Here is a 20,043-nt window from a genome sequence, read left to right as displayed (position 1 = left end):
TGCATCTGCTGACCTTACTCGGTGGCAGGTGTTGCACTTCACTTTTGAATCCGCCGTGTGTAAGGAGCAACGTCAGGGGCTGGTCGCGGCAGTGTTGATCTTGTTGCGCGGTTTCATAACGGCGGGAAGCCCAAAGGTGAGTTCAGCTTCCGTCGGTAGTTTCACCGAATGGGATGCGAGCGTACGTCAGGCCGTGCTTTGGATTGGACAGAATGTGGCGCCCGTGGGTATGTTGGGCGATCCGCTGGACAGCGTCTTGACCAGGGCTGAAGCCGACCCGATGGACGAAGCCCTAAGCGTGCTCATGATTTCGTGGAGATCAGTCTTTGGTGATCGTTTTATATCGGCTCGCGACTTGATCGACGTGCACCGTCGAAGACATTCTCATTTGCTTGACGATGAACGACGTTTGTCCGATGCGCTGGAGGAGTTCTTTAGCGTAGGTGATCCAACTGCGAAGGGCGTGGGCAAGATGTTGGCTTACAGGCGTGACCGAATCGTTGGGGGGCTACAAATAGTTCGCGGGCCGGTTGACCGTGATGGCGTTTTGCGTTGGATGGTCCGAGAAATGCCGGCCTGACGTTCATTTTGCGGGGTTTGCGGGGTTTTGCGGGGTTTCTCCAAGTTAGTCCAACGTAAAATTGGAATCCTCACATAGCACAGGCGGAAATCAACCCCGCCAAACCCCGTTAACCCCGCAACGCCTAACGTCAAAGTTCGATCCCACTGAGGCGCAAACGTCTCATATTTCATGATGTGAAAGAGTCGGGTGGTCCTTTTTTCCACCACCTGTTTACCAAGGAGTCCGAAATGCCTGCCAAAGGATACGTAGCCCAGCCGGGCCGACCCCCCGGCATGCCTGAGCGCTCACATGCCAAAAACTTTAATCGCAAGCTCGATCCAGCAGAGGCGAAAATCTTGGCCGCTGCTGGTAACGGGTCAAAGACTGAAGGATTCAGAAACCTCTTGGGGCTTTACCAAGAGTTGTACAGCCTTGGTTACCGATTCGATATGTCTATAACTAGTTTTATAAACGGAGAGGTGAGTGAATAAATTAAAATTTATTCTCAGTTTGTTTTGTGCAAAATAAAGAGCCGCTTATGATGACCATGCCGCCCGTTATTTCAACAATGAAATAGTTGGTTTTCATTTCACCTGTCTTGCGATTAATGTGCCCGTAGAATGTCCCGTTTCCGAAAATGGCATCTGTAGAGGTTTTCCAGTGAATTGAATCATCGAAAAAATTCATCTCTTTGTATGGTTTGATCGCTCCTCTTTCTAGATTGCCTGTATCAGTTATATTAAAATAATTATTTTGCTCGTTAAATTCAACTGTTGTTTTTATATCTCCCGAGCGATGTTGGTTAAATGAATTTTTTGCAGATACTTGCCCTGAGCACAGCAAAGTAATTATATTCGCTTGGCAATTATTGAAAAACATGAGGGCGAAAAAATACAGTGCGTGTTTGTATTTATTCATAATTCAATTGCCAATTTTTATTGGCATCTGGTTTCATAAGCTCGCATCAAAGAGTTGTAAGTGGTGAAGCAATTCGTAGGCATAGGTGCAATCGGTTGCATGTAAATGTTGTTTGGACGATTGTTTTCTTGCATGCTACGTCGAAGCTCTTCGTTTGATTTATTCACGCCATCTGCTGCGCTGTTCAAAACTTCAGCCCATAGTTTTTGGTTCTCAGGGCTCATACCGCAACCCGCCAACAGAAGGGTAAGCAGTAGCGTGTTGAATTTTTTCATACATCTCCTTTTTTTGGCACTTTTGTGCTAATGAATATAAAAATCATTTTATTGTGGCTTTTTGAGCCGTGGCCTGTCAAGCCGTGGCTTTTCGGGTCGTGAGAATGAACACTATCGGCGTATGCCGACAAACCAATCTATGGAGAAGCTCAAGGGGGATCTCGCCGCGAACCTCAAGCTGGCAAGAAGATCGCAGGGCGTGGCACAAGAACGTCTGGCGCTTGATGCAGACGTTGACAGGACAGTCGTGTCCAAAATTGAGCGCTGCGTGGGCAACCCAAGCCTTGACACTCTGCTCAAGCTGGCAAACAGGCTTGACACCACGGTTTCTGAGTTGCTTGCCCCGCTCCCCTGATGGACAAGTCGAAACAGGATTTTTTGTCAGACGTTTTAAGTGCGTTACAAAAAAACCTTGTCGATCTCTTCAGAGGCTTGAAGGGTGCCGCCGTTCAATCAAGCAGTACAGAGACCTACCCCCCCCCCCCCTTTGACGCGTCTGACGGCTTACGTACTGGTCGGCGGTCATTGGCTTACACCAGGGGCTAGCGTATGAGTGGAAAAATAATACGGGGGAATAAAAGGGGGAACAAAAGAGGATGACGCTGCCGAAAACACAGCGTTGGTGAGGCTTGTGGCAGATCATTCAAAGTCCCCCAGCTCCACCAAACGCGATCAAGCTGCCCGGTTCATCCGGGCAGCTTTTCTTCGTTCTTGCCGGCCTGCTTCAAGACCCGTTGCCCGCCCCCGGCATTCTTGCGCGCAGTCGCTTGCTGCGCATCCATCGGGTTCTCAGCACCCAGATTCCGCTCGCCAGGAAGTAGACGGCTATGCCGCTGAGGCTGGCGACGATGGCCAGTCCCACCACAAGGGGTTTGCCCACGGTGCCCAGTTGTTGGAGACCATGGCTGAGTCGTTCGCCCCAGCCTTGCGCGACGGGGGGGGACTCCTGAACGGTCTGCAGCTGCGACTCGATTTCGCGATCTGTGGGGGCCTCCTGACCCAGCACGGCTTTGCCCAGGCGGTACGCGCCGTAGTAGACCGGACCAAAAGTCACCGGATTGGTGACGAGGGTGCTGGCCACTGCCATCGGAACGTTCGCTCGAAGCACCACCGCAAGGGCGGCTGCAAACGGGATTTGCGCCACAGGAATGAGGAGCCCGAAAAAGATGCCCAGCGCCAGGCCCAGGGCGATGCCTTTGCGACTGAAGTGCCACAGCCTCGGATGGTTCAGCACGGGGCCCATCCAGCGCAGCCAGCGGTTGCTCTGGAGGGTTTCCGGCTTCGGCAGCCATGTCTTGAGTCTGTTCTTCATTCGACCTGACTGAGGTATGAGGATGGGCGTGCGCAGATTGTCCCCGAATGCGCCGGTGTGCGACGAACGAGCAGCGACAATCCACCCACCATGATGCAGTTGCAGGACATTCTTTTTTCACAGGGCTTCGGCACCCGCCGGATCTGTTGCGGGCTGATCCAGCAAGGGCTGGTGAAGGTGAGGATCGACGAGGCTTGGGCGGTGTGCCTGGACCCGTCCGCCTCGTTTTCCGAGGAAGGGTTGGCTTTTCAGGTGCAGGGGGAGCCCTGGGCCTACCACGAGCGGGCCTACCTCATGGTCCACAAGCCCGCGGGCTTCGAATGCTCTCAGAAACCCAGCACCTATCCCAGCGTCTATACCCTGCTGCCTGGTCCGCTGCGCGCCCGCGGTGGGGGTGCGGCGGCGGGTGTGCAAGCGGTGGGCCGTCTGGATCAGGACACCACGGGCCTGTTGCTGATGTCGGATGACGGAAAGTTCATCCATCGATTGACCTCGCCTCGCCATCACGTGCCCAAGGTCTACGAAGTGCGGGTCAAGCACCCGCTGGACACCACGCAGGTGGGTCGGTTGCTGGAAGGCGTGGTCCTCGACGATGACCCCAAGCCGGTGAGGGCGCAGGCTTGTTCGGCCGAAGATGAGCACCACCTCCGGTTGACCCTGACCGAGGGCAAGTACCACCAGGTCAAACGCATGGTGGCTGCGGTGGGCAACCGTGTTGAAGGCTTGCACCGGTCTTCGGTGGGGCCGCTGTCGCTGACGCCGGAACTGGGACCGGGCCGGTGGCGTTGGTTGACCGCGGAAGAGGTGAGGCTGCTGACGCAAAAAACGCCGGGGTGAATCGGCAGGCGCGTCGGCTCAGAGCAGGTCGCCCTTGCGGCTGTCCAGGGGCATGAGGAAGGAGTTCTCTTGCCACTGCGAATTGAAGTCGCTGCGCGGTTCGCTGTTCGTGCTGTTTGGCCAGGTCGACAGCGGTGAAAAATCGCTTGAACGCGTGCTGCGTTGGCGGGTGAGCACGGTGCGCAGGTTGGCCTGCGCTGCAATGATGGCCCGTTCTTCCAGTTCACGCTCGCGCATGGACTGGTTCAGTGCGGACTCGCCCAGAAACTCCGCTCGAATTTCCGCGACCGTCGGCAGGCTGTTGGATCGCACGACCCAATAGGGCAATCCGCATTGGGTCAGCAGCGAATGCTTGAGCGCTCGGGTGCTGCGGGGAAGGCCTGCGCTGCCAGGCACATCCAGGCAGCCAAGGACCCGCCCGTCGGATCGGCAAACCGTGAACGTGCAATACACGCTGCCAAGGAGTTTGTACCACTCCATACCTTGCTCTCTGTCTCGGGGCAGGGTGAAGCGGGTCACCGGCAACTTGATCATCACGTGGTGATCGTAGAAGGCCCTGGCCAGCCAGTGCCAGACCCGGGCTTCCTCGCTGTTCGCCAGCGGACGGGTGCTCAGGGGCCAGTGCTTGGGGATGCGCCTGCGCTCACGGGCCTGACGGTCGGCCCACATGCGGTGCAGCAGGGCACCCAGCGCCAGCAAGGCGGGCACCAGCACTGCAAGCAGCCATGGGTTGGTCCAGTCGTTCATGAGCATTTGGGGCAATTCGTCAATCTGTATCAAAGTGTATGCAGTTCACGCGAGACTGGGTGATTTGCGTGCTCAACACACGAAGAAGATGTGAACTTCTTGGGGTTTGCGGGCCGTTTGATGGGACATTTGGGCCACAACCCCGTCGAGATCCTTGAGGCTATGGTGGCGTTCGGTGCCCATTTGAAGCCGCTGCGAAGCCCGGTCGCCCCTTGAACTGGCAGCGTGCGAACCGTGCTGCTCGTCTGACGGAGTGTCTTGATGGCGACGGTGTTCAACCTCGCGGTTCGCCGGACCGAAGGGCATTGTGATCCCGTGCTGGACGTTCGTACATCCTACAAAGAAGGTAGGGCTGAAGGAGTGTCATTTCACATTGACGAGAAAGCTTTGCACCACGCCCAGGAGTTGATCGGGTTGATCCCGGTGGGGACTGTGCCCGCAACGCTCCATGGCCACGCGTTTCGCATGGGGGACTTCCTTCTGGATGGCGCCGAGCTGTTCCATGGATCCATATTCATCGTTGACGCCCTGGATCAGAAGCAAGGGCGCCTTGATGGACCCGAGCTCTTCGCGGATGTCGAATGACCGGAATGCCGCGCTCAGCCAGACGTCGTTCCATTGCCAGAACGCGTTGTCCACGTCGCGGTGGTGGCGGGCGAGTCGTTGCCGCAGACCGTCGGGCGACTCCGGCGCAGCCTCGTAGAGTTGCCTTGCCTGGTCGATCGCGTGCAGTGACATCTTCTCGACGAAAACATGGGGGGCGATGGCGACACAGGCGGCAAGCTCGTGGCGGGCGGCATGAAGCAGCGCGATCGTGGCTCCGTCGGAATGACCCACCAGAACGGGTCGCGCAATGTGCAGCGCTTCAAGCAATGCGGGGAGAACCTCGTGTGCTTCGAGATGCATGTAATCGGGCTCATGCCGTCCAATGTGCCACTGCCCACTGCGCCGGGGTTCTCCGCGCACATCCTCCACCGGGTCGGATTGCCCGTAGCCACGCCTCGAAAACAACCAGCCAGCGCGGCCTGTGGCTGCGCAGAGTTCGGCGGGCCACATCCTGCCCCGCTGCCTCCACATCGATACGCTGCCCAGCCCTTCGTGAAGGAAGACCAAGGGCGCGCGATCGGCAGGACCCGGCACATGCAGCAGTTCAATTCCCACGCCAGCGATGTCGATGCGATTCATCGACGCCATGCTAGCGGCAGACCGGCCTTGAGCCTGATGCCCGCCATGGATTCACGGTATTCTCGTGCGATGTCGCTGCTATTCGATTCTTTCTGGCGTGCCGTCGCGTACTGTGTCCACCCACGGGTGATCGCGCTGTCCTTTCTTCCGTTGATCCTGATGGTCGTGCTGTCGTTCGGGCTGGGTTACTTCTTCTGGGAAGGCGCGGTGGCCTCGGTCGGCACCTGGCTGGCGTCGTTCGAATTGGTGGAAACCTTGCTGGCCTGGATGGACCAGGTCGGCATGGGAGCACTCACCGGCGTGTTTGCGCCGTTGCTGGTGTTGGTCATGGCCACGCCGGTCATTGTTCTGCTGTGCCTCCTGCTGGTGGCGATGTTCATGACGCCGGCCATGGTGGATCTGGTGGGGCAGCGTCGCTTTGCCGGTCTGGAGCGCAAGCATGGAGGCTCGCTGGTGGTGAGCGTGTTCTGGTCACTGGGGTCGACCTTGCTGGCCATCGTCGCGCTGGTGATCTCCATGCCGCTGTGGCTGGTTCCTCCGCTGGTGCTGATCCTGCCCCCATTGATATGGGGTTGGCTGACCTACCGGGTCTTTGCGTTCGATGCATTGGCCACGCACGCCAGCGTGGATGAGCGGCAATCGATCCTGAAGGAACATCGCGGCAACCTGTTGCTGATGGGCGTGCTCAGCGGCTATCTGGGCGCGGCTCCCAGCCTTTTGTGGGCATCGGGTGCCATGTTCATTGCGATGGCGCCGCTGCTGGTGCCGCTGGCCATCTGGATCTACACACTGGTGTTCGCCTTCGCCTCGCTCTGGTTTGCGCACTACGCGCTGGCAGCGCTGCAGCGCCTGCGCGCGGTTGTGCCGCTGGAAGTGCTCGATGCCGATCCCGAGCGTGTCCGTGCGTCCGGAGAGAGCCCGGACGCTCCTTTGCTGCGCGGCCCGGACCACAACTGAACCACCCGGCCTTTTCTCTGCCTGAACCAAGAGCCTTCGAGCACCTCATGACGCCCCCCATCGGTCTGATCATCATTGGCGATGAAATCCTCTCCGGAAAACGCACGGACAAACACCTTCCCAAAGTCATCGAGCTGCTGGGCGCCCGCGGCATGTCGCTTTCGTGGGCCCGCTTCGTGGGCGACGATCGCCAGAGCATCACCTCTCATTTGCGCGATGCCTTCGAACAGCCCGGCATTGTGTTTTCGTGCGGCGGCATCGGCGCCACACCCGACGATCACACGCGGCAGTGTGCGGCGGCAGCGCTCGGTGTTGAGCTGGTCTTGCACCCCGAAGCGCGACTGTTGATCGAGTCCCGAATGCGCGAGGTCGCCGTCGAGCAGGGACAGGTGTTCGATCCCCTGCGACCGGACAACGTGCACCGCTACAACATGGGTGTGTTCCCGTTGGGTGCGACCATCATCCAGAACCCCTACAACAAGATTCCCGGCTTCAGCTGCACCGGTGTTGGTGGCGGGCAGGTGCACTTTCTGCCGGGATTCCCCGTCATGGCCTGGCCCATGATCGAGTGGGTGCTGGACCATGCCTGCGCCCATCTGCACCGGCGGGGCTCGTGGCTGGAGCGCTCGGTGATCGTGATGGGCGCGATGGAAGCGGCGTTGACTCCGCTGATGGAGCAGCTCGAGCGCGATTTCCCTGTCAAGGTGTTCAGCCTGCCCAGCGTCGACCATCCGGAGTTCGGGCGCCACATCGAGTTGGGGGTCAAGGGCAGCGCGGGGGAGGTGGGCGAAGCGTTTGCGAGCCTGCTGGCCGGGCTGAACCAGCGAGGCGCGCAGTTGGGCCCCGAGATGGTGCGCTGAGTTTGCGCACAGTCATGGTGCGCAACAATGGTTGCACCAAACATGTGCGTTTCGCCCGTTTGTCGGTGCGCGGTGAACGTCCGGGCTCGAAAACCCTCGTGCGATGCGGCGCCGTGAACCTTTGTGGAGCATGGGCTGCGCCATAATCCCCGGGCGTTTGAAGGCAGATGCCCCGTTCAGGTGAACCTGGGTGATGTTTGGCACAAATACTGCTTCATTCCCATGTCGATTCTCATTTTTCACTCACCCAGCTACAGGAGTATTTGATGGCCAAGACCGTCGCAGACGTGATGCAGATGGTGAAGGACAACGACGTCAAGTTCGTTGACTTCCGTTTCACCGACACCCGGGGCAAAGAGCAGCACGTGACCGTGCCCGTGTCCCACTTCGACGAAGACAAATTCACATCGGGCCATGCGTTCGACGGCTCTTCGGTGGCAGGCTGGAAAGGCATTGAAGCCTCGGACATGCAACTCATGCCCGACGCGAACACCGCCAACATCGATCCGTTTTTCGAAGAGACCACGCTGTTCATCCAGTGCGACGTGATCGAGCCCGGTGACGGCAAGGCCTACGATCGCGATCCGCGCTCGATCGCCAAGCGCGCCGAGGCCTTCCTCAAGGCGTCCGGCCTGGGTGACACCGCCTACTTTGGCCCCGAGCCCGAGTTCTTCATTTTCGACGGCGTTCGCTGGAGCAACGAACCCGGTCGCGTGATGTACGAGATCGAAGAGTACGAAGCACCGTGGAACAGTGGTGCCAAGCTCGAAGGCGGCAACCGTGGCCACCGCCCCACCGTCAAGGGCGGCTATTTCCCTGTGCCACCGGTCGACAGCACGCAGGACATGCGAGCCGAGATGTCCCTCATTCTGGAGTCCCTGGGCATCCCGGTGGAAGTGTTCCACCACGAAGTGGCGGGCGCTGGCCAGAACGAAATCGGCACCAAGTTCAGCACGCTGGTCGAGCGCGCCGACTGGACGCAGGTGCTCAAGTACGTGGTGTGGAACGTGGCCAATGCCTACGGCAAGACAGCCACCTTCATGCCCAAGCCCTATGCCGGCGACAACGGCTCCGGCATGCATGTGCACCAGTCGATCTGGAAAGACGGCAAGAACCTGTTTGCCGGTGACGGCTATGCCGGCCTGAGCGATTTCGCGCTGTACTACGTGGGCGGCATCATCAAGCACGCGCGTGCACTCAATGCCATCACCAACCCCGGCACCAACTCGTACAAGCGACTGGTGCCCGGTTTTGAAGCCCCGGTGAAGCTGGCCTATTCGGCGCGCAACCGGTCGGCCTCCATCCGCATTCCCTATGTGGCCAACCCCAAGGGTCGCCGCATCGAGGCGCGCTTCCCCGATCCATCGGCCAACCCCTACCTGTGCTTCTCGGCGCTGATGATGGCTGGTCTCGATGGCGTGGAAAACAAGATCCACCCCGGCGAAGCCGCCACCAAGGACCTGTACCACCTGCCGCCGGAAGAGGACAAGCTGGTGCCGACCGTGTGCCACAGCCTCGACCAGGCGCTGGAGTATCTCGACAAGGACCGCGGCTTCCTGACCAAGGGCGGCGTGTTCACCGACTCCATGCTCGACGCCTACATCGAACTGAAGATGGGCGAAGTCACGCGTTTTCGCATGGCGCCTCACCCGGTCGAATTCGACATGTACTACAGCCTGTGAGTGGGCGCCCGGCGCAGCCGGGCCCCTGCAGACAAAAGGACGGCGCAGGCCGTCCTTTTTTTTGTGCTGAAGCGACGTCTGGCCCCGCCCGTGGTGCCGGCGGCGGCACTTTTCAAGGGGTTTTCCGTCATACTGATTCGCGATCAACGGCGCCGGGCCTTACCGGGCCGCCCCCATGGAGACCTTGCGATCATGTTCCCCCAGAATCTTTCCATTGCCCGCCTGCTGGTGGCCGCTGCGCTGATGTCGAGCGGCGTGCACGCGTTTGGCCAGGAGCGCATCTTTCGCTGCGGCAACGAATACACCAACAACGCCCAGGTGGCCAAGAGCCGCAACTGCACGCCCATGGAGGGCGGCAACATCACCATTGTCGAAGGCACCAAGCCGGCGCCTGCCGCCCGCAGCACACCGGCGGCAAGCACACGCAGCGGCTCCGACCGGGTTGACCCCGCTGCCCAGCGCGCTCGCGACAGCGATGCCAAAGCGATTCTCGAAACCGAATTGCGAAAGGCCGAGGAGCGACTGGCCCAGGCGCGCAAGGCATACGCCAACGGCGAACCCGAAAAGCAGGGCATCGAGTCGCGCAACTACCAGCGCTACCTGGATCGAGTGGCCGAACTCAAGGCCGCGGTGACGCGCGCCGAGAGCGACGTCGCCGGTCTGCAGCGCGAACTCGGCCGGCTGCCCGCTGCGTCGGGAAATGCCGCAAGATGAGCGGCTTGAAGAAGTCGTCCTCCTCCCCTCCGATCCCACGCCGCGCGCCGTCCAGGTCCCAGGGCACCGACGGTGCCGGCAGGCCATCGGCTGTGCCGGGGCGTTTCCAGTCGCTCGACATGCTGGCCACCCTGGTCGCCGTTGTCGATGCCGATGGCCATGTGCTGTATGCGAACGCGGCGCTCGAGGACGCGCTGGGCACCTCGCGGCGCAGCATCGCCGGAACCTTGTTCCAGGACTGCTTCACCGAGCCGGCCTTGCTGGAAAGCGCGCTCAGTGGTGCGCGCGGCAACGAATTCGCAGCGTTGCGCTACGACGCCTGGCTCAAGCGGGTGAGCCATGACGCCCTGCCGGTGCACGTGGTGGTGGCGCAAACCGAGAGCAAGGGCGAGGTGGTGGTGGAGCTGCTGCCGCTGGAGCAGCAGGCACGGCAAGAGCGCGAGGAACGCCTGATCGACCAGGCCCAGGCCAACAAGGAGCTCATCCGCAACCTGGCGCACGAGATCAAGAACCCGCTCGGCGGCATTCGCGGCGCGGCGCAGTTGCTGCAGATGGAGCTCGATTCGCGCGAGCTCATCGAATACACGCAAGTCATCATTCACGAGGCCGACCGGCTGCAATCGCTGGTCGATCGTCTGCTGGCGCCGCACCGGCGTCCTCACGTGGTGGGCGATGTGAACATTCATGAGGTCTGCGAGCGCGTGCGCTCGCTGATCCTGGCCGAGTTCCCGAAAGGGCTGCGCGTGGTGCGCGATTACGACGCCTCCATTCCCGAGTTTCGCGGCGACCGCGAGCAGCTTATACAGGCCGTGCTCAACATCGCTCACAACGCGGCACAGGCGCTGGCCGAGCGCATCGCAGCGGGCGACGCGCAGATCGTGTTCAAGACCCGGGTGGGACGGCAGGTGACCTTTGGCAAGCAGCGCTATCGCCTGGCATTGGAATTGCATGTCATCGACAACGGGCCTGGCGTTCCAGACTCGATCAAGGACCGCATTTTTTTCCCGCTGGTGTCGGGACGCGAAGGCGGCTCCGGCCTTGGGCTCACGCTGGCACAGACCTTTGTCCAGCAGCACCATGGATTGATCGAGTGCGAGAGCGAGTCGGGATACACAGACTTCAAAATCTTGATCCCGCTGCCCTAGAACCGACAACCATTGCCGAGCGCTGCGGCACAAGAAGGGACGACAAACACATGAAGCCGATCTGGATAGTGGATGACGATCAATCGATCCGCTTCGTGCTCGAAAAAGCGCTGCTGCGCGAGAACCTGCCGACCCGCAGCTTCACCAACCCGCAAGACGTCCTCAAGGCCCTGATCGACACGCCCGAGAGCGAGGGTCCGCAGATCCTGGTGAGCGACATCCGCATGCCGGGTGGCTCCGGCCTTGAACTGCTGGAGAAGGTCAAGGAGATGCTGCCCGGCCTGCCGGTCATCATCATGACGGCGTTCTCCGATCTCGACAGCGCGGTGTCTGCCTTCCAGGGCGGTGCCTTCGAGTACCTGCCCAAGCCGTTCGACCTGCCCAAGGCGGTGGAACTGATCCGCCGTGCCGTGGAGGAGAGTCAGCGCGAGGAGGTCGCCGAAGAACGCATGACGGCGGCGCCCGAGATGCTCGGCCAGGCGCCGGCCATGCAGGATGTGTTTCGTGCCATTGGCCGTTTGAGCCAGAGCCAGGTGACGGTGTTGATCACCGGTGAGTCGGGCTCGGGCAAGGAGCTGGTGGCGCGCGCGCTGCACAAACATTCGCCGCGTGCGGCCGGTCCGTTCGTGGCCATCAACACCGCTGCCATTCCGAAGGACCTGCTGGAGTCCGAGCTGTTCGGTCATGAGCGCGGCGCCTTCACCGGCGCCCAGACCATGCGTCGGGGACGCTTTGAACAGGCCGATGGGGGCACGCTGTTTCTCGACGAAATCGGCGACATGCCGTTCGACCTCCAGACGCGTTTGCTGCGAGTCCTGTCCGACGGCAACTTCTACCGCGTGGGGGGCCACAGCGCCGTGCGGGCCAACGTGCGCGTGATCGCGGCCACCCACCAGAACCTGGAGCAGCGCGTCAAGGAAGGGGTGTTTCGCGAGGACCTGTTCCACCGCCTCAACGTGATCCGGCTGCGCCTGCCTGCGCTGCGCGAACGCCGCGAAGACGTTCCCATGCTCACGCGTTTTTTCCTGCAGCAAAGCGCCAAACAGCTCGGTGTGGAGCCCAAGCGCATCTCCGAGCCGGCGATCCGCCTGCTCGGCACCTTCGACTTCCCGGGCAACGTGCGCCAGCTCGAGAACGTGTGCCATTGGCTGACCGTGATGGCGCCCGCGCAGGTGATCGAGCTCAAGGATCTGCCCCCCGAGGTGCTGGCGATGGCAGCCGCGCCGGGTGCGGCACAGGCGGCATGGCCGGATGCGGTGGTTGCAACCCCCGCGCCCGGCCCGATGGCGGCCGTGGCGGCGTCTGCAGCGCTGCCGGAGCCGGTGCACGCGGGAGTGCCTGCGCATGCTGCGGCCGAGTTCGTTCCGGCGTTCGAAGCGGCGCCGGCATCGGCCGTGGCCGGCTGGGAGACCGGTTTGCAGGCCGAGGCGCTGGCCCTGCTGGAAGAGGGTCGCACCGATGTGTGGGACGTGCTCACCCGCCGTTTCGAGACCAGGCTGATTCAGACCGCCCTGGTGAACACGCGGGGTCGCCGCATCGAGGCCGCCCACAAGCTGGGCATTGGCCGCAACACGATCACCCGCAAGATCCAGGAACTGAACCTGGAGTGACCCTCCGCGGCGCCCCCGGGTACCTGCCTGTTCAGGCGAGCGTCACCACCACCGGCGCGTGGTCGCTGGGTTGCGGGTTCTTGCGCGGTGCCCGGTCGATGGTGCAAGCCTTGATGCTGTCGCGCAGCGCCTCGCTCACCAGAATGTGGTCGATGCGCAGGCCGCGGTTTTTCTGGAATCCGAGCATGCGGTAGTCCCACCACGAGTAGCTCTTCTCGGGCTGCTCGAACACGCGGTAGGCGTCGGTGAGACCCAGTTGCAGCAAGGCCTGGAAGTGCGCGCGTTCTTCCACCGTGTGGTGGATGCTGTCCTTGAGGCCAACCGGGTCGAACGAGTCGCGGTCTTCCGGCGCCACGTTGAAGTCGCCCATCAGCACCAGCCGTGGGTGCGCCCGCAGTTCCTCGCTCACCCAGCGATGCAGCGCAGCCAGCCATTGCAACTTGTAGGCGAACTTCTCGGAGCCGGGCTCCTGCCCGTTGACGAAATAGCAGTTCACCAGCCGCAGCGCTCCCTCGGGTGTGTCCAGCGTTGCAGCGATCACGCGCGCCTGTTCGTCGGCATGCCCCGGGATGTTGCGCACCACCTCGCGCAGCGGCGTGCGGCTCAGGATCGCCACGCCGTTGTAGGTTTTCTGGCCAAACGCGGCGGCGTGATAGCCGATCTCCCGCAGTGCGTCGAACGGGAATTTTTCGTCCACCAGCTTGAGCTCTTGCAGGCCGAGTGCGTCGACCGGGTTGGCGGCGAGCCAGTCCAGCACCTGGGGCAGGCGCACGTTGAGCGAGTTGATGTTCCAGGTGGCAAGTTGCATGGCTTCAGCGGGTCCGGGTGTGGGTGACAAAGGCGAACGGCAGGCCGTTGGCCGCGGTGTGGGCTTCCCGCGAGGTCTCGCGCCAGCCGGGCCCGAAGACCGGCGCGAAGGCGTCGCCCTCGAAGTCCTGTGCGATCTCGGTGACCACGGCGGTGTCGGCGCGGTCCAGCGCGGCGGCGTAGATCTGCGCGCCACCGATGACCCAGGCGTCTGCGCCGGGCGGGCAAAGCGTGACCGCATCGTCGACCGAGCCGGCACGCACGGCGCCTTCGGCCTGCCACTGTGGGTCGCGCGTGACGACGATGTTGAGGCGGCCCGGCAGTGGCCTGAACTTCGGTGGCAGGGAATCCCAGGTCTTGCGCCCCATGATCACCGGGCAGCCCAGTGTGGTGCGCTTGAAGTGCGCCAGGTCTTCCGGCAGATGCCAGGGCAGGGTGTTGTTCCTGCCGATCACGCCGTTGGCGGCGCGCGCGAAGATGAGGTGCAGTCGAGGGCTGGGCAGTGCGGTGTCGGGCATGCCGCTATTGTGCCGCCGGGTCCGGGGCCGGCCGGGTCGGGCGCGATGGCAGCAACACGCTGGCGATGGCCATCATCACGAAGCCGATGGCCACCCAGTCCTGCCAATGCGGCACCTCACCCACGATGAAGGTCGCGCTCAGCGTGCCCACCAGCGGAATCGCCATGACGCTCATGGCGCTGGTGGCCGGTGGCAGCTCGCGCGCCATGCCGAACCAGATCAGTTGTGCGATGCCGTAGTTGACGAACACGCCGTACAACAGGCTGATCCACATGGGAACGGAGAAGGTCGATGGCCTGGGCAGCGGCTCCAGCGTCAGTGCCAGCAGCCAGACCACCGCGCTGCCCAGCAGCAGCATCCAGACCGTGACCACCATGGGCGACAAGGTGAAATGCGCCCGACGGAACATCAGGGTGCCCAGTCCCCAGCAAAAGGCCGCGCCCAGCATCCAGGCGATGCCCACAGGTCGCCCGCTGAGGCTCTGCAGTTCATGCCACAGCAGCAGGCCGATGGCGATGCCGGCACACACCACCGCCACCCGCACGCGTGAAGTGATGCGTTCGCCGAAGAAGGCCGCCCCGATCAGCACGGTGAAGATCGGCATGGTGAAGCCGAGGATGGCCGCGCGTCCCGAGGCCAGTTCCTGCACGCCGAAGATGGACAGCGTGTGCCAGCCCAGCACGTTGGGAACGCCCAGCCAGGCGATGGTTGACCACTCGGCGCGCACCGGCCACATGCGTTCTCCGCGCCGCGCCACATAGACGAACAGCCAGAGCGCACCCAGCAGCATGGTGGTCGCCCGGAAATACAGCGGCGAGAGCTCCTGCAGCGAGAGCTTCATCATGGGCCAGTTCACGCCCCACATGAGCGTGAGCGCAAGCAACGCCCACAGCTGGCGGCGGTTGATCACAGCGGGTTCACGGCGCTGTCAGACCGCCACGGGCGCCTTGATCGCCGCGTGGTGTTCGTAGCCCTGCACCTCGAAGTCCTCGAATTCGTAGTCGAAGATGCTGGCCGGGCGGCGCTTGATGTGCAGGCTCGGGTAGGCCATGGGCTGGCGTGTGAGCTGCAAAGCAACCTGCTCGTGGTGGTTGCTGTAGATGTGGCAGTCGCCGCCGGTCCAGATGAAGTCGCCGACGTCCAGGTCGCACTGCTGCGCCACCATGTGGGTGAGCAGGGCGTAGCTGGCGATGTTGAACGGCACGCCAAGGAAGATGTCGGCACTGCGCTGGTAGAGCTGGCAGCTGAGCTTGCCGCGGCCGCCGGGTTCGGACGCGGGCGCCACGTAGAACTGGAAAAAGGCGTGACAGGGCATGAGCGCCATCTTCGAGAGCTCGGCCACGTTCCAGGCGCTCACGATGATGCGACGCGAATCGGGGTTGCTTCTGAGCGTGTTCATCACCTCGCTGATCTGGTCGATGTGACCCCCGTCGGGCGTCGGCCAGCTGCGCCACTGGACGCCATACACCGGACCGAGGTCGCCGTCTTCGCGGGCCCATTCGTCCCAGATGGTGCAGCCCCGCTCCTGCAACCACTTCACGTTGCTGTCGCCACGCAGGAACCACAGCAGCTCCACGATGATGGCGCGCAGGAACACCTTCTTGGTGGTCACCAGCGGAAACCCCTCGCTCAGGTCGAAACGCATCTGGTGACCGAACACGCTGGTGGTGCCGGTGCCGGTGCGGTCTGTTTTCTGCACGCCCGTGGTGAACACGTGGCGCATGAAGTCTTCGTACTGGGAACGGATCGGACGGGTCATGGGTTGCGCGCAGGCAGGGCCCGCGAAGGCGAGGTGATGCGGGCGTCGAAAGGGTGGTGCTGCAAGGCGAACACCTGCTGGATGCGCTTGATGTAGCCCTGGGTTTCGGGGTAGGGCGGCACCCCCCGGAAGCGGTCGACCGTGCCTTCGCCGGCGTTGTAGGCAGCCAGCACGAGCGGCACATCACCCTTGAAATAGGCCAGCAGCCATTGCAGGTACGACAGGCCACCGCGGATGTTCTGCTCGGCGTCGAACGGCTTGCGCACGCGAAAGCGTTCGGCGGTTTCCGGGATGAGCTGCATCAGGCCCTGTGCGTTCTTGTTCGACAGGGCGTTGACGTTGAAATTGGACTCGGCACGGATCACTGCAAACGCCAGGCCCGGTTCGATGCCGAACTGCGGCGCCAGCCGGTAGACAATTTTCATGATGCGCTGCTTCTCGGGCGTGTCCACCAGATCCCGGTAGCGGGTGGTGAGCGCGCTGGCCTCGGCCGCCTTGCGGGCTTCGTCCACTTGCTGCAGGTCGGTGCGCTCGGCCTGCAGCACGCAGTCGGGTTTCTCGGCTGGTGTGGACAGCAGGTTGAACATCGCCTCGGCATGGGCGTCGCCCAGCAAGGCGCCGCGCGCGAACCAGTAGGCGGCAAGACCGTCGTTGCGGGGCACACCGCGCGCATTGGCGTACATCCAGCCCAGGCTGTAGGCGGAGCGTCCGTCACCGGCCAACGCGGCCTGGCAGTACAGGCGCAGTGCCGCCTCGGTGTCGCGCGCCACGCCCTCGCCGTGCTCGAAGGCCTTCGCCTGCTGGCGCCACGCCAGACGCTGCGCAGCATCCGTCGCGTGCACCTGCCCGGTGGCGGTGAGCGCAAGCGCCAGCAGAAAGCGCAGCAGCTGTCGGGCTGTCATGGTGTGAGGATTCGGCCGGGGTTCATGAGGTTGCTCGGGTCCAGCGCCAGCTTGACGGACCGCATCAGACCCAGTGCGACCGGGTCTTTGTAGTGGGGAAGGTGGTCGGCCTTGAGGCTGCCCACGCCGTGCTCGGCGCTGATCGAGCCATGGTAGCGCGCCACCGCGTCGAACACCAGCGTGTTGACACGCGCCTCCTGCCCGGCCAGAAAGGCCCTCGCGTCGCCACCGTCGGGCGCCTGCACGTTGTAGTGCAGGTTGCCGTCCCCCAGATGGCCGAAGTTCACCAGCCGCACGCCGGGAATCTCCCGCTGCAGCAGGGCATCGGTCTCGGCACAGAAGGCCGGAATGCGCGAGACCGGGATGCTGATGTCGTGCTTGATGTTCAGGCCTTCCTCGGCCTGCGCCAGAGGGATGCTCTCGCGGATGTGCCACAGTGCGCGGGCCTGCGCCAGGCTCTCGGCCACCACGGCGTCGCTCACCAGGCCCTGCTCGAAGGCGGTCTCGAGCAGGCGTTCGAACTGGGCGCGGGCATGCTGCTCCGATTCGCTGTCGCTGTTTTCCACCAGAACGCAATAGGCTGGCGCCGATGCGGCGGTGCCTGCGATGAAGGGCACACGCAGTTGCGGCATGTGTTTGTCCACCAGGCTCAGCGCGAACTGCCCCATGACCTCGAAGCCGGTGAGGCCCGCCCCCAGGTGCTGGTGCGCCAGGCCGAGCAGGGCCACGGCGGCATCGAGTGTGGGCATGGCCGCCCAGGCGGTGAGTCGCGCCGCGGGCAGCGGGTAGAGCTTGAGCGTGGCGGCGGTGATGATGCCCAGCGTGCCTTCGCTGCCGATGAACAGGTCGCGCAGGTCGTAGCCGGTGTTGTCCTTGCGCAGCCCGCTCAGACCGTGCCACGTCTCGCCCTGCGCGGTCACCACCTCCAGGCCCAGGCAGAGATCGCGTGCATTGCCGTAGCGCACCACCTGCGTGCCTCCGGCGTTGGTCGCCAGGTTGCCGCCGATGCTGCAGCTGCCTTCGGCTGCCAGGCTCAGCGGGAAGAGGAAGCCGGCCTGTTCGGCCACGTCCTGCAGGGTCTGCAGCACGCAGCCGGCCTCCACCGTCATGGTCAGGTTGGCGGCGTCGACATCGCGCACGGCGTTCATGCGCATCAGGCTCAGCACCACCTGCGAACCCGAGGCATCGGGCACCGAGCCCACCACCAGGCCGGTGTTGCCGCCTTGCGGAACGATCGACACCGCCGCGCCGGCGCAGGCCTTGACGACGGCGGCGACTTCGGTGGTGTTGCCCGGGCGGACCACCGCGAGGGCAACGCCTTGCGCGCGCTTGCGCCAGTCGTGTTCCCATGCCGAGAGGTCGGTCGCCGGGTCTTCGTGGGTGAGCACGTTCGGTGCGCCAACGATCCGGCGCAGTTGCGCCAACAGCTCGGTGTGGACAGGGGTCATGGCTGTGCCGGGGCAGGCGCCGTGCCTTGAGCGGCAGCGGTGGCGCTGGCCACGTCGGCCGCCACCGCCTCCTTGCCCGCCGCTCGCAGGCGGATGCGCACGTGCAGCGCGCAGGCCACGAACAGCGCCACGCACAGCAGCGTCTGGATCACGGCCAGCCAGACCGAGAGACCGGTGTCGCTGGTGGCGCGCACCACGCCCTCGGTGAAGTAGAGCCACACGATGAGGCTGACCCAACGGTAGGTGTACATGCGGTTTTTCAGCAGACCGGCCAGCGGAATCGCCAGTGGCAGCACCTTGAGCACCAGCCACGAACCCCCTTCACGCAGCGGAGCCAGCCACATTTCCCAGAGAAAACCGAGCACGATGAGGCCGAGCAGGCTGCCCACGGCCAGCCAGCGCGTGGCGTTGACGGCACGCGCCGAATCGGCGTGGTCGGGAAGGTGGGCGTCGGCGCCAGGGGGGGTGGGGAGGTCGGACATGGCGGGTGAAGAAGAGCAGGTGGCATGATACCGGGATGACCTTGAACGAGCGCCTTCGTGCCCTGGAGACCCTCGCTCGCGAACTGTGGCGCGACGCCTTGAGCTTTCCCTGGGCCAACACCGCGATCACCCTGCGCGAGCGCTTTCGTGAAGACCGTCTGGGCATCACCGCCAGCAGCCTGACCTTCACCACCACGATTTCGCTGGTGCCGCTGTTCACGGTGGCGTTGGCCATCTTCAGTGCGTTTCCCATGTTCGACCGGCTGCAGGTCACGCTGCAGCGCTGGCTGGTGCAGAGCCTGGTGCCCCCCGACATCGCCAAGCAGGTCTTCAGCTACCTCAACCAGTTTGCCGGCAAGGCCGGGCAGATCGGCTGGGCCGGCGCGATCGTGCTGCTGGTCACGGCGCTGGCGCTGATCCTCACCATCGACCGCAAGCTCAACGACATCTGGCGCGTGCGCCAGCCCCGCCCGTTCACCCAGCGGGTGCTGGTGTACTGGGCGGTGCTCACGCTGGGGCCGCTGCTGCTGGCTGTGAGCCTGACCGTGACCACCTACGCGGTGACCGCTTCACGGGGCGTGGTGTCGGGCCTGCCTGGCGGCGTGCGGCTCCTGCTGGATGCGGTGCAGTTCGCGCTGCTGACCGGCGGCATTGCCGCGCTCTACCGTTATGTGCCCAACACGCGGGTGCGCTGGAGCCATGCGCTCGTTGGCGGCGTGTTCGTGGCTGCGGGCCTGGAGTTGGCGAAGAAATTGCTGGCCTGGTACCTGGCCCAGGTGCCCACCTACTCGGTGGTCTACGGCACCTTTGCCACCGTGCCGATCCTGCTGGTGTGGTTCTACGTGGCCTGGGTCATCGTGCTGCTCGGGGCGGTGGTGTCGGCCTACCTGCCCAGCCTGCTGTCGGGCATCGCGCGGCGGGGCGATTCGCCGGGCTGGAGTTTTCAGCTCGCGCTGGAAGTCCTGGATCAGCTGCACAAGGCACGTGAGTCGGCCCCCAAGGGCCTGAGTCTGGAAGCGCTGGCCCAGGTGTTGAGGGTGGAGGCGCTGCAACTCGAAGAGCCGGTGGCCGCGCTGGTGTCGCTCGACTGGCTGGGCCGTCTGGACGAAGACGGTGAGCGTTATGTGCTGCTGGTCGATCCGGCCAGAACGCCCATGGCGCCGATGGTGGAGCGGCTGCTGCTCGCGCACCAGCCGAACACCGAACGGTTCTGGTCGGAGAGCCGCTGGGCTCGTCTCACGCTGGCCCAGGCGCTGGTGGCCACACCGTGCGCAACAGCCGTCCACGAGATGACCGAAGGGCCATCGGTCGCCTCGGGTTGAC

At 63.2% G+C, this 20,043-nt stretch carries 22 protein-coding genes; 10 read left to right on the top strand and 12 right to left on the bottom strand.

The window, feature by feature from the left end; all coding sequences use genetic code 11:
* Positions 1 to 580: hypothetical protein (locus QUV35_RS08045; protein ID WP_300872460.1), on the top strand; the 580-nt coding region annotated here is incomplete at its 5' end.
* Between the two features lie 474 nt (positions 581 to 1,054).
* On the opposite strand, the gene QUV35_RS08040 is transcribed toward QUV35_RS08045, so the two are convergent.
* Positions 1,055 to 1,480 (bottom strand): hypothetical protein, encoded by a 426-nt coding sequence (locus QUV35_RS08040; RefSeq protein ID WP_300872457.1) that lies wholly within the window; start codon positions 1,478 to 1,480, stop codon positions 1,055 to 1,057.
* Positions 1,481 to 1,497: 17 nt separating this feature from the next.
* Complete coding sequence (locus tag QUV35_RS08035) at positions 1,498 to 1,755, bottom strand: hypothetical protein (RefSeq protein WP_300872454.1); 258 nt, start codon at positions 1,753 to 1,755, stop codon at positions 1,498 to 1,500.
* A gap of 139 nt (positions 1,756 to 1,894) precedes the next feature.
* On the opposite strand from QUV35_RS08035, the gene QUV35_RS08030 reads away from it, so the two are divergent.
* The gene (locus tag QUV35_RS08030; protein ID WP_300872452.1) at positions 1,895 to 2,110 is read left to right on the top strand and encodes a helix-turn-helix transcriptional regulator; all 216 of its coding nucleotides are present in this window, start codon (positions 1,895 to 1,897) and stop codon (positions 2,108 to 2,110) included.
* A gap of 369 nt (positions 2,111 to 2,479) precedes the next feature.
* Here the strand turns inward: QUV35_RS08030 and QUV35_RS08025 are convergent, their stop codons facing one another.
* Positions 2,480 to 3,067 carry a DUF2062 domain-containing protein gene (locus QUV35_RS08025; RefSeq protein WP_300872450.1) on the bottom strand — a complete coding sequence of 196 codons (588 nt, stop codon included), beginning with the start codon at positions 3,065 to 3,067 and terminating at the stop codon, positions 2,480 to 2,482.
* A 93-nt stretch (positions 3,068 to 3,160) separates the two neighbouring features.
* Here QUV35_RS08025 and QUV35_RS08020 point away from each other — a divergent pair, with 93 nt between their 5' ends.
* Positions 3,161 to 3,904 (top strand): 16S rRNA pseudouridine(516) synthase, encoded by a 744-nt coding sequence (locus QUV35_RS08020; RefSeq protein ID WP_300872480.1) that lies wholly within the window; start codon positions 3,161 to 3,163, stop codon positions 3,902 to 3,904.
* A gap of 18 nt (positions 3,905 to 3,922) precedes the next feature.
* Here the strand turns inward: QUV35_RS08020 and QUV35_RS08015 are convergent, their stop codons facing one another.
* Together QUV35_RS08015 and QUV35_RS08010 are read right to left on the bottom strand one after the other, a co-directional pair.
* Entirely contained in the window at positions 3,923 to 4,651 is a 729-nt protein-coding gene (locus QUV35_RS08015) for a DUF2726 domain-containing protein (protein WP_300872447.1), read from the bottom strand.
* Positions 4,652 to 5,014: 363 nt separating this feature from the next.
* Complete coding sequence (locus QUV35_RS08010) at positions 5,015 to 5,836, bottom strand: alpha/beta hydrolase (protein WP_300872444.1); 822 nt, start codon at positions 5,834 to 5,836, stop codon at positions 5,015 to 5,017.
* Positions 5,837 to 5,905: 69 nt separating this feature from the next.
* Between QUV35_RS08010 and QUV35_RS08005 the strand changes: the two genes are divergently transcribed.
* The 6 genes from QUV35_RS08005 to ntrC all read left to right on the top strand — a co-directional run bounded on the left by QUV35_RS08005 (position 5,906) and on the right by ntrC (position 12,804).
* Positions 5,906 to 6,793, top strand: coding sequence for an EI24 domain-containing protein (locus QUV35_RS08005; protein ID WP_300872442.1), 888 nt, complete (start codon positions 5,906 to 5,908; stop codon positions 6,791 to 6,793).
* Positions 6,794 to 6,840: 47 nt separating this feature from the next.
* Complete coding sequence (locus QUV35_RS08000; RefSeq protein WP_300872440.1) at positions 6,841 to 7,653, top strand: molybdopterin-binding protein; 813 nt, start codon at positions 6,841 to 6,843, stop codon at positions 7,651 to 7,653.
* A gap of 266 nt (positions 7,654 to 7,919) precedes the next feature.
* Positions 7,920 to 9,335, top strand: a complete 1,416-nt coding sequence (gene glnA / locus QUV35_RS07995) for a type I glutamate--ammonia ligase (RefSeq protein WP_300872438.1) — start codon at positions 7,920 to 7,922, stop codon at positions 9,333 to 9,335.
* Between the two features lie 192 nt (positions 9,336 to 9,527).
* On the top strand, positions 9,528 to 10,049 hold the full coding sequence (locus QUV35_RS07990) for a hypothetical protein (RefSeq protein WP_300872436.1): 522 nt from the start codon (positions 9,528 to 9,530) through the stop codon (positions 10,047 to 10,049).
* A gap of 119 nt (positions 10,050 to 10,168) precedes the next feature.
* On the top strand, positions 10,169 to 11,194 hold the full coding sequence (glnL, locus tag QUV35_RS07985) for a nitrogen regulation protein NR(II) (RefSeq protein WP_300872433.1): 1,026 nt from the start codon (positions 10,169 to 10,171) through the stop codon (positions 11,192 to 11,194).
* Positions 11,195 to 11,244: 50 nt separating this feature from the next.
* A complete protein-coding gene (gene ntrC, locus QUV35_RS07980) occupies positions 11,245 to 12,804 on the top strand; it encodes a nitrogen regulation protein NR(I) (RefSeq protein ID WP_300872430.1) in 1,560 nt (519 codons plus the stop codon).
* Between the two features lie 31 nt (positions 12,805 to 12,835).
* Here the strand turns inward: ntrC and xth are convergent, their stop codons facing one another.
* From xth to QUV35_RS07945, 7 genes are read right to left on the bottom strand one after another with little or no spacing between them, the layout of a single operon-like run.
* Positions 12,836 to 13,612, bottom strand: coding sequence for an exodeoxyribonuclease III (xth, locus tag QUV35_RS07975; RefSeq protein WP_300872428.1), 777 nt, complete (start codon positions 13,610 to 13,612; stop codon positions 12,836 to 12,838).
* A 4-nt stretch (positions 13,613 to 13,616) separates the two neighbouring features.
* The gene (locus tag QUV35_RS07970) at positions 13,617 to 14,129 is read right to left on the bottom strand and encodes a dihydrofolate reductase (protein WP_300872425.1); all 513 of its coding nucleotides are present in this window, start codon (positions 14,127 to 14,129) and stop codon (positions 13,617 to 13,619) included.
* A gap of 4 nt (positions 14,130 to 14,133) precedes the next feature.
* Complete coding sequence (locus QUV35_RS07965) at positions 14,134 to 15,039, bottom strand: DMT family transporter (protein ID WP_300872423.1); 906 nt, start codon at positions 15,037 to 15,039, stop codon at positions 14,134 to 14,136.
* A gap of 18 nt (positions 15,040 to 15,057) precedes the next feature.
* Entirely contained in the window at positions 15,058 to 15,888 is an 831-nt protein-coding gene (locus QUV35_RS07960) for a thymidylate synthase (protein ID WP_300872421.1), read from the bottom strand.
* Entirely contained in the window at positions 15,885 to 16,790 is a 906-nt protein-coding gene (locus QUV35_RS07955; RefSeq protein ID WP_300872418.1) for a lytic transglycosylase domain-containing protein, read from the bottom strand. The genes QUV35_RS07960 and QUV35_RS07955 overlap by 4 nt, the downstream gene beginning before the upstream one ends.
* Entirely contained in the window at positions 16,787 to 18,238 is a 1,452-nt protein-coding gene (locus QUV35_RS07950) for an FAD-binding oxidoreductase (protein WP_300872415.1), read from the bottom strand. The genes QUV35_RS07955 and QUV35_RS07950 overlap by 4 nt, the downstream gene beginning before the upstream one ends.
* On the bottom strand, positions 18,235 to 18,720 hold the full coding sequence (locus QUV35_RS07945) for a DUF2069 domain-containing protein (protein ID WP_300872413.1): 486 nt from the start codon (positions 18,718 to 18,720) through the stop codon (positions 18,235 to 18,237). Before QUV35_RS07945 ends, QUV35_RS07950 begins: the two co-directional genes overlap by 4 nt.
* A gap of 35 nt (positions 18,721 to 18,755) precedes the next feature.
* Between QUV35_RS07945 and QUV35_RS07940 the strand changes: the two genes are divergently transcribed.
* Positions 18,756 to 20,042 carry a YihY family inner membrane protein gene (locus QUV35_RS07940; protein ID WP_300872411.1) on the top strand — a complete coding sequence of 429 codons (1,287 nt, stop codon included), beginning with the start codon at positions 18,756 to 18,758 and terminating at the stop codon, positions 20,040 to 20,042.
* The last annotated feature ends 1 nt before the right edge of the window (position 20,043 follow it).

The organism is Hydrogenophaga sp. (genome assembly GCF_030373225.1).
Taxonomy (GTDB): Bacteria; Pseudomonadota; Gammaproteobacteria; order Burkholderiales; family Burkholderiaceae_C; genus Hydrogenophaga.
This window is presented reverse-complemented; position numbering and strand designations above follow the sequence as displayed.

Bases quoted from the DNA above. Each gene is read 5' to 3' on its own strand.
- ntrC (WP_300872430.1), top strand. From the start codon at position 11,245: ATGAAGCCGATCTGGATAGTGGATGACGATCAATCGATCCGCTTCGTG.
- xth (WP_300872428.1), bottom strand. From the start codon at position 13,612: ATGCAACTTGCCACCTGGAACATCAACTCGCTCAACGTGCGCCTGCCC.
- QUV35_RS07990 (WP_300872436.1), top strand. From the start codon at position 9,528: ATGTTCCCCCAGAATCTTTCCATTGCCCGCCTGCTGGTGGCCGCTGCG.
- QUV35_RS07960 (WP_300872421.1), bottom strand. From the start codon at position 15,888: ATGACCCGTCCGATCCGTTCCCAGTACGAAGACTTCATGCGCCACGTG.
- QUV35_RS07950 (WP_300872415.1), bottom strand. From the start codon at position 18,238: ATGACCCCTGTCCACACCGAGCTGTTGGCGCAACTGCGCCGGATCGTT.
- glnL (WP_300872433.1), top strand. From the start codon at position 10,169: ATGCTGGCCACCCTGGTCGCCGTTGTCGATGCCGATGGCCATGTGCTG.
- QUV35_RS08035 (WP_300872454.1), bottom strand. From the start codon at position 1,755: ATGAAAAAATTCAACACGCTACTGCTTACCCTTCTGTTGGCGGGTTGC.
- QUV35_RS07970 (WP_300872425.1), bottom strand. From the start codon at position 14,129: ATGCCCGACACCGCACTGCCCAGCCCTCGACTGCACCTCATCTTCGCG.
- glnA (WP_300872438.1), top strand. From the start codon at position 7,920: ATGGCCAAGACCGTCGCAGACGTGATGCAGATGGTGAAGGACAACGAC.
- QUV35_RS08040 (WP_300872457.1), bottom strand. From the start codon at position 1,480: ATGAATAAATACAAACACGCACTGTATTTTTTCGCCCTCATGTTTTTC.
- QUV35_RS08000 (WP_300872440.1), top strand. From the start codon at position 6,841: ATGACGCCCCCCATCGGTCTGATCATCATTGGCGATGAAATCCTCTCC.
- QUV35_RS08020 (WP_300872480.1), top strand. From the start codon at position 3,161: ATGCAGTTGCAGGACATTCTTTTTTCACAGGGCTTCGGCACCCGCCGG.
- QUV35_RS07955 (WP_300872418.1), bottom strand. From the start codon at position 16,790: ATGACAGCCCGACAGCTGCTGCGCTTTCTGCTGGCGCTTGCGCTCACC.
- QUV35_RS08005 (WP_300872442.1), top strand. From the start codon at position 5,906: ATGTCGCTGCTATTCGATTCTTTCTGGCGTGCCGTCGCGTACTGTGTC.
- QUV35_RS07945 (WP_300872413.1), bottom strand. From the start codon at position 18,720: ATGTCCGACCTCCCCACCCCCCCTGGCGCCGACGCCCACCTTCCCGAC.
- QUV35_RS08025 (WP_300872450.1), bottom strand. From the start codon at position 3,067: ATGAAGAACAGACTCAAGACATGGCTGCCGAAGCCGGAAACCCTCCAG.
- QUV35_RS08010 (WP_300872444.1), bottom strand. From the start codon at position 5,836: ATGAATCGCATCGACATCGCTGGCGTGGGAATTGAACTGCTGCATGTG.
- QUV35_RS08030 (WP_300872452.1), top strand. From the start codon at position 1,895: ATGGAGAAGCTCAAGGGGGATCTCGCCGCGAACCTCAAGCTGGCAAGA.
- QUV35_RS08015 (WP_300872447.1), bottom strand. From the start codon at position 4,651: ATGAACGACTGGACCAACCCATGGCTGCTTGCAGTGCTGGTGCCCGCC.
- QUV35_RS07940 (WP_300872411.1), top strand. From the start codon at position 18,756: ATGACCTTGAACGAGCGCCTTCGTGCCCTGGAGACCCTCGCTCGCGAA.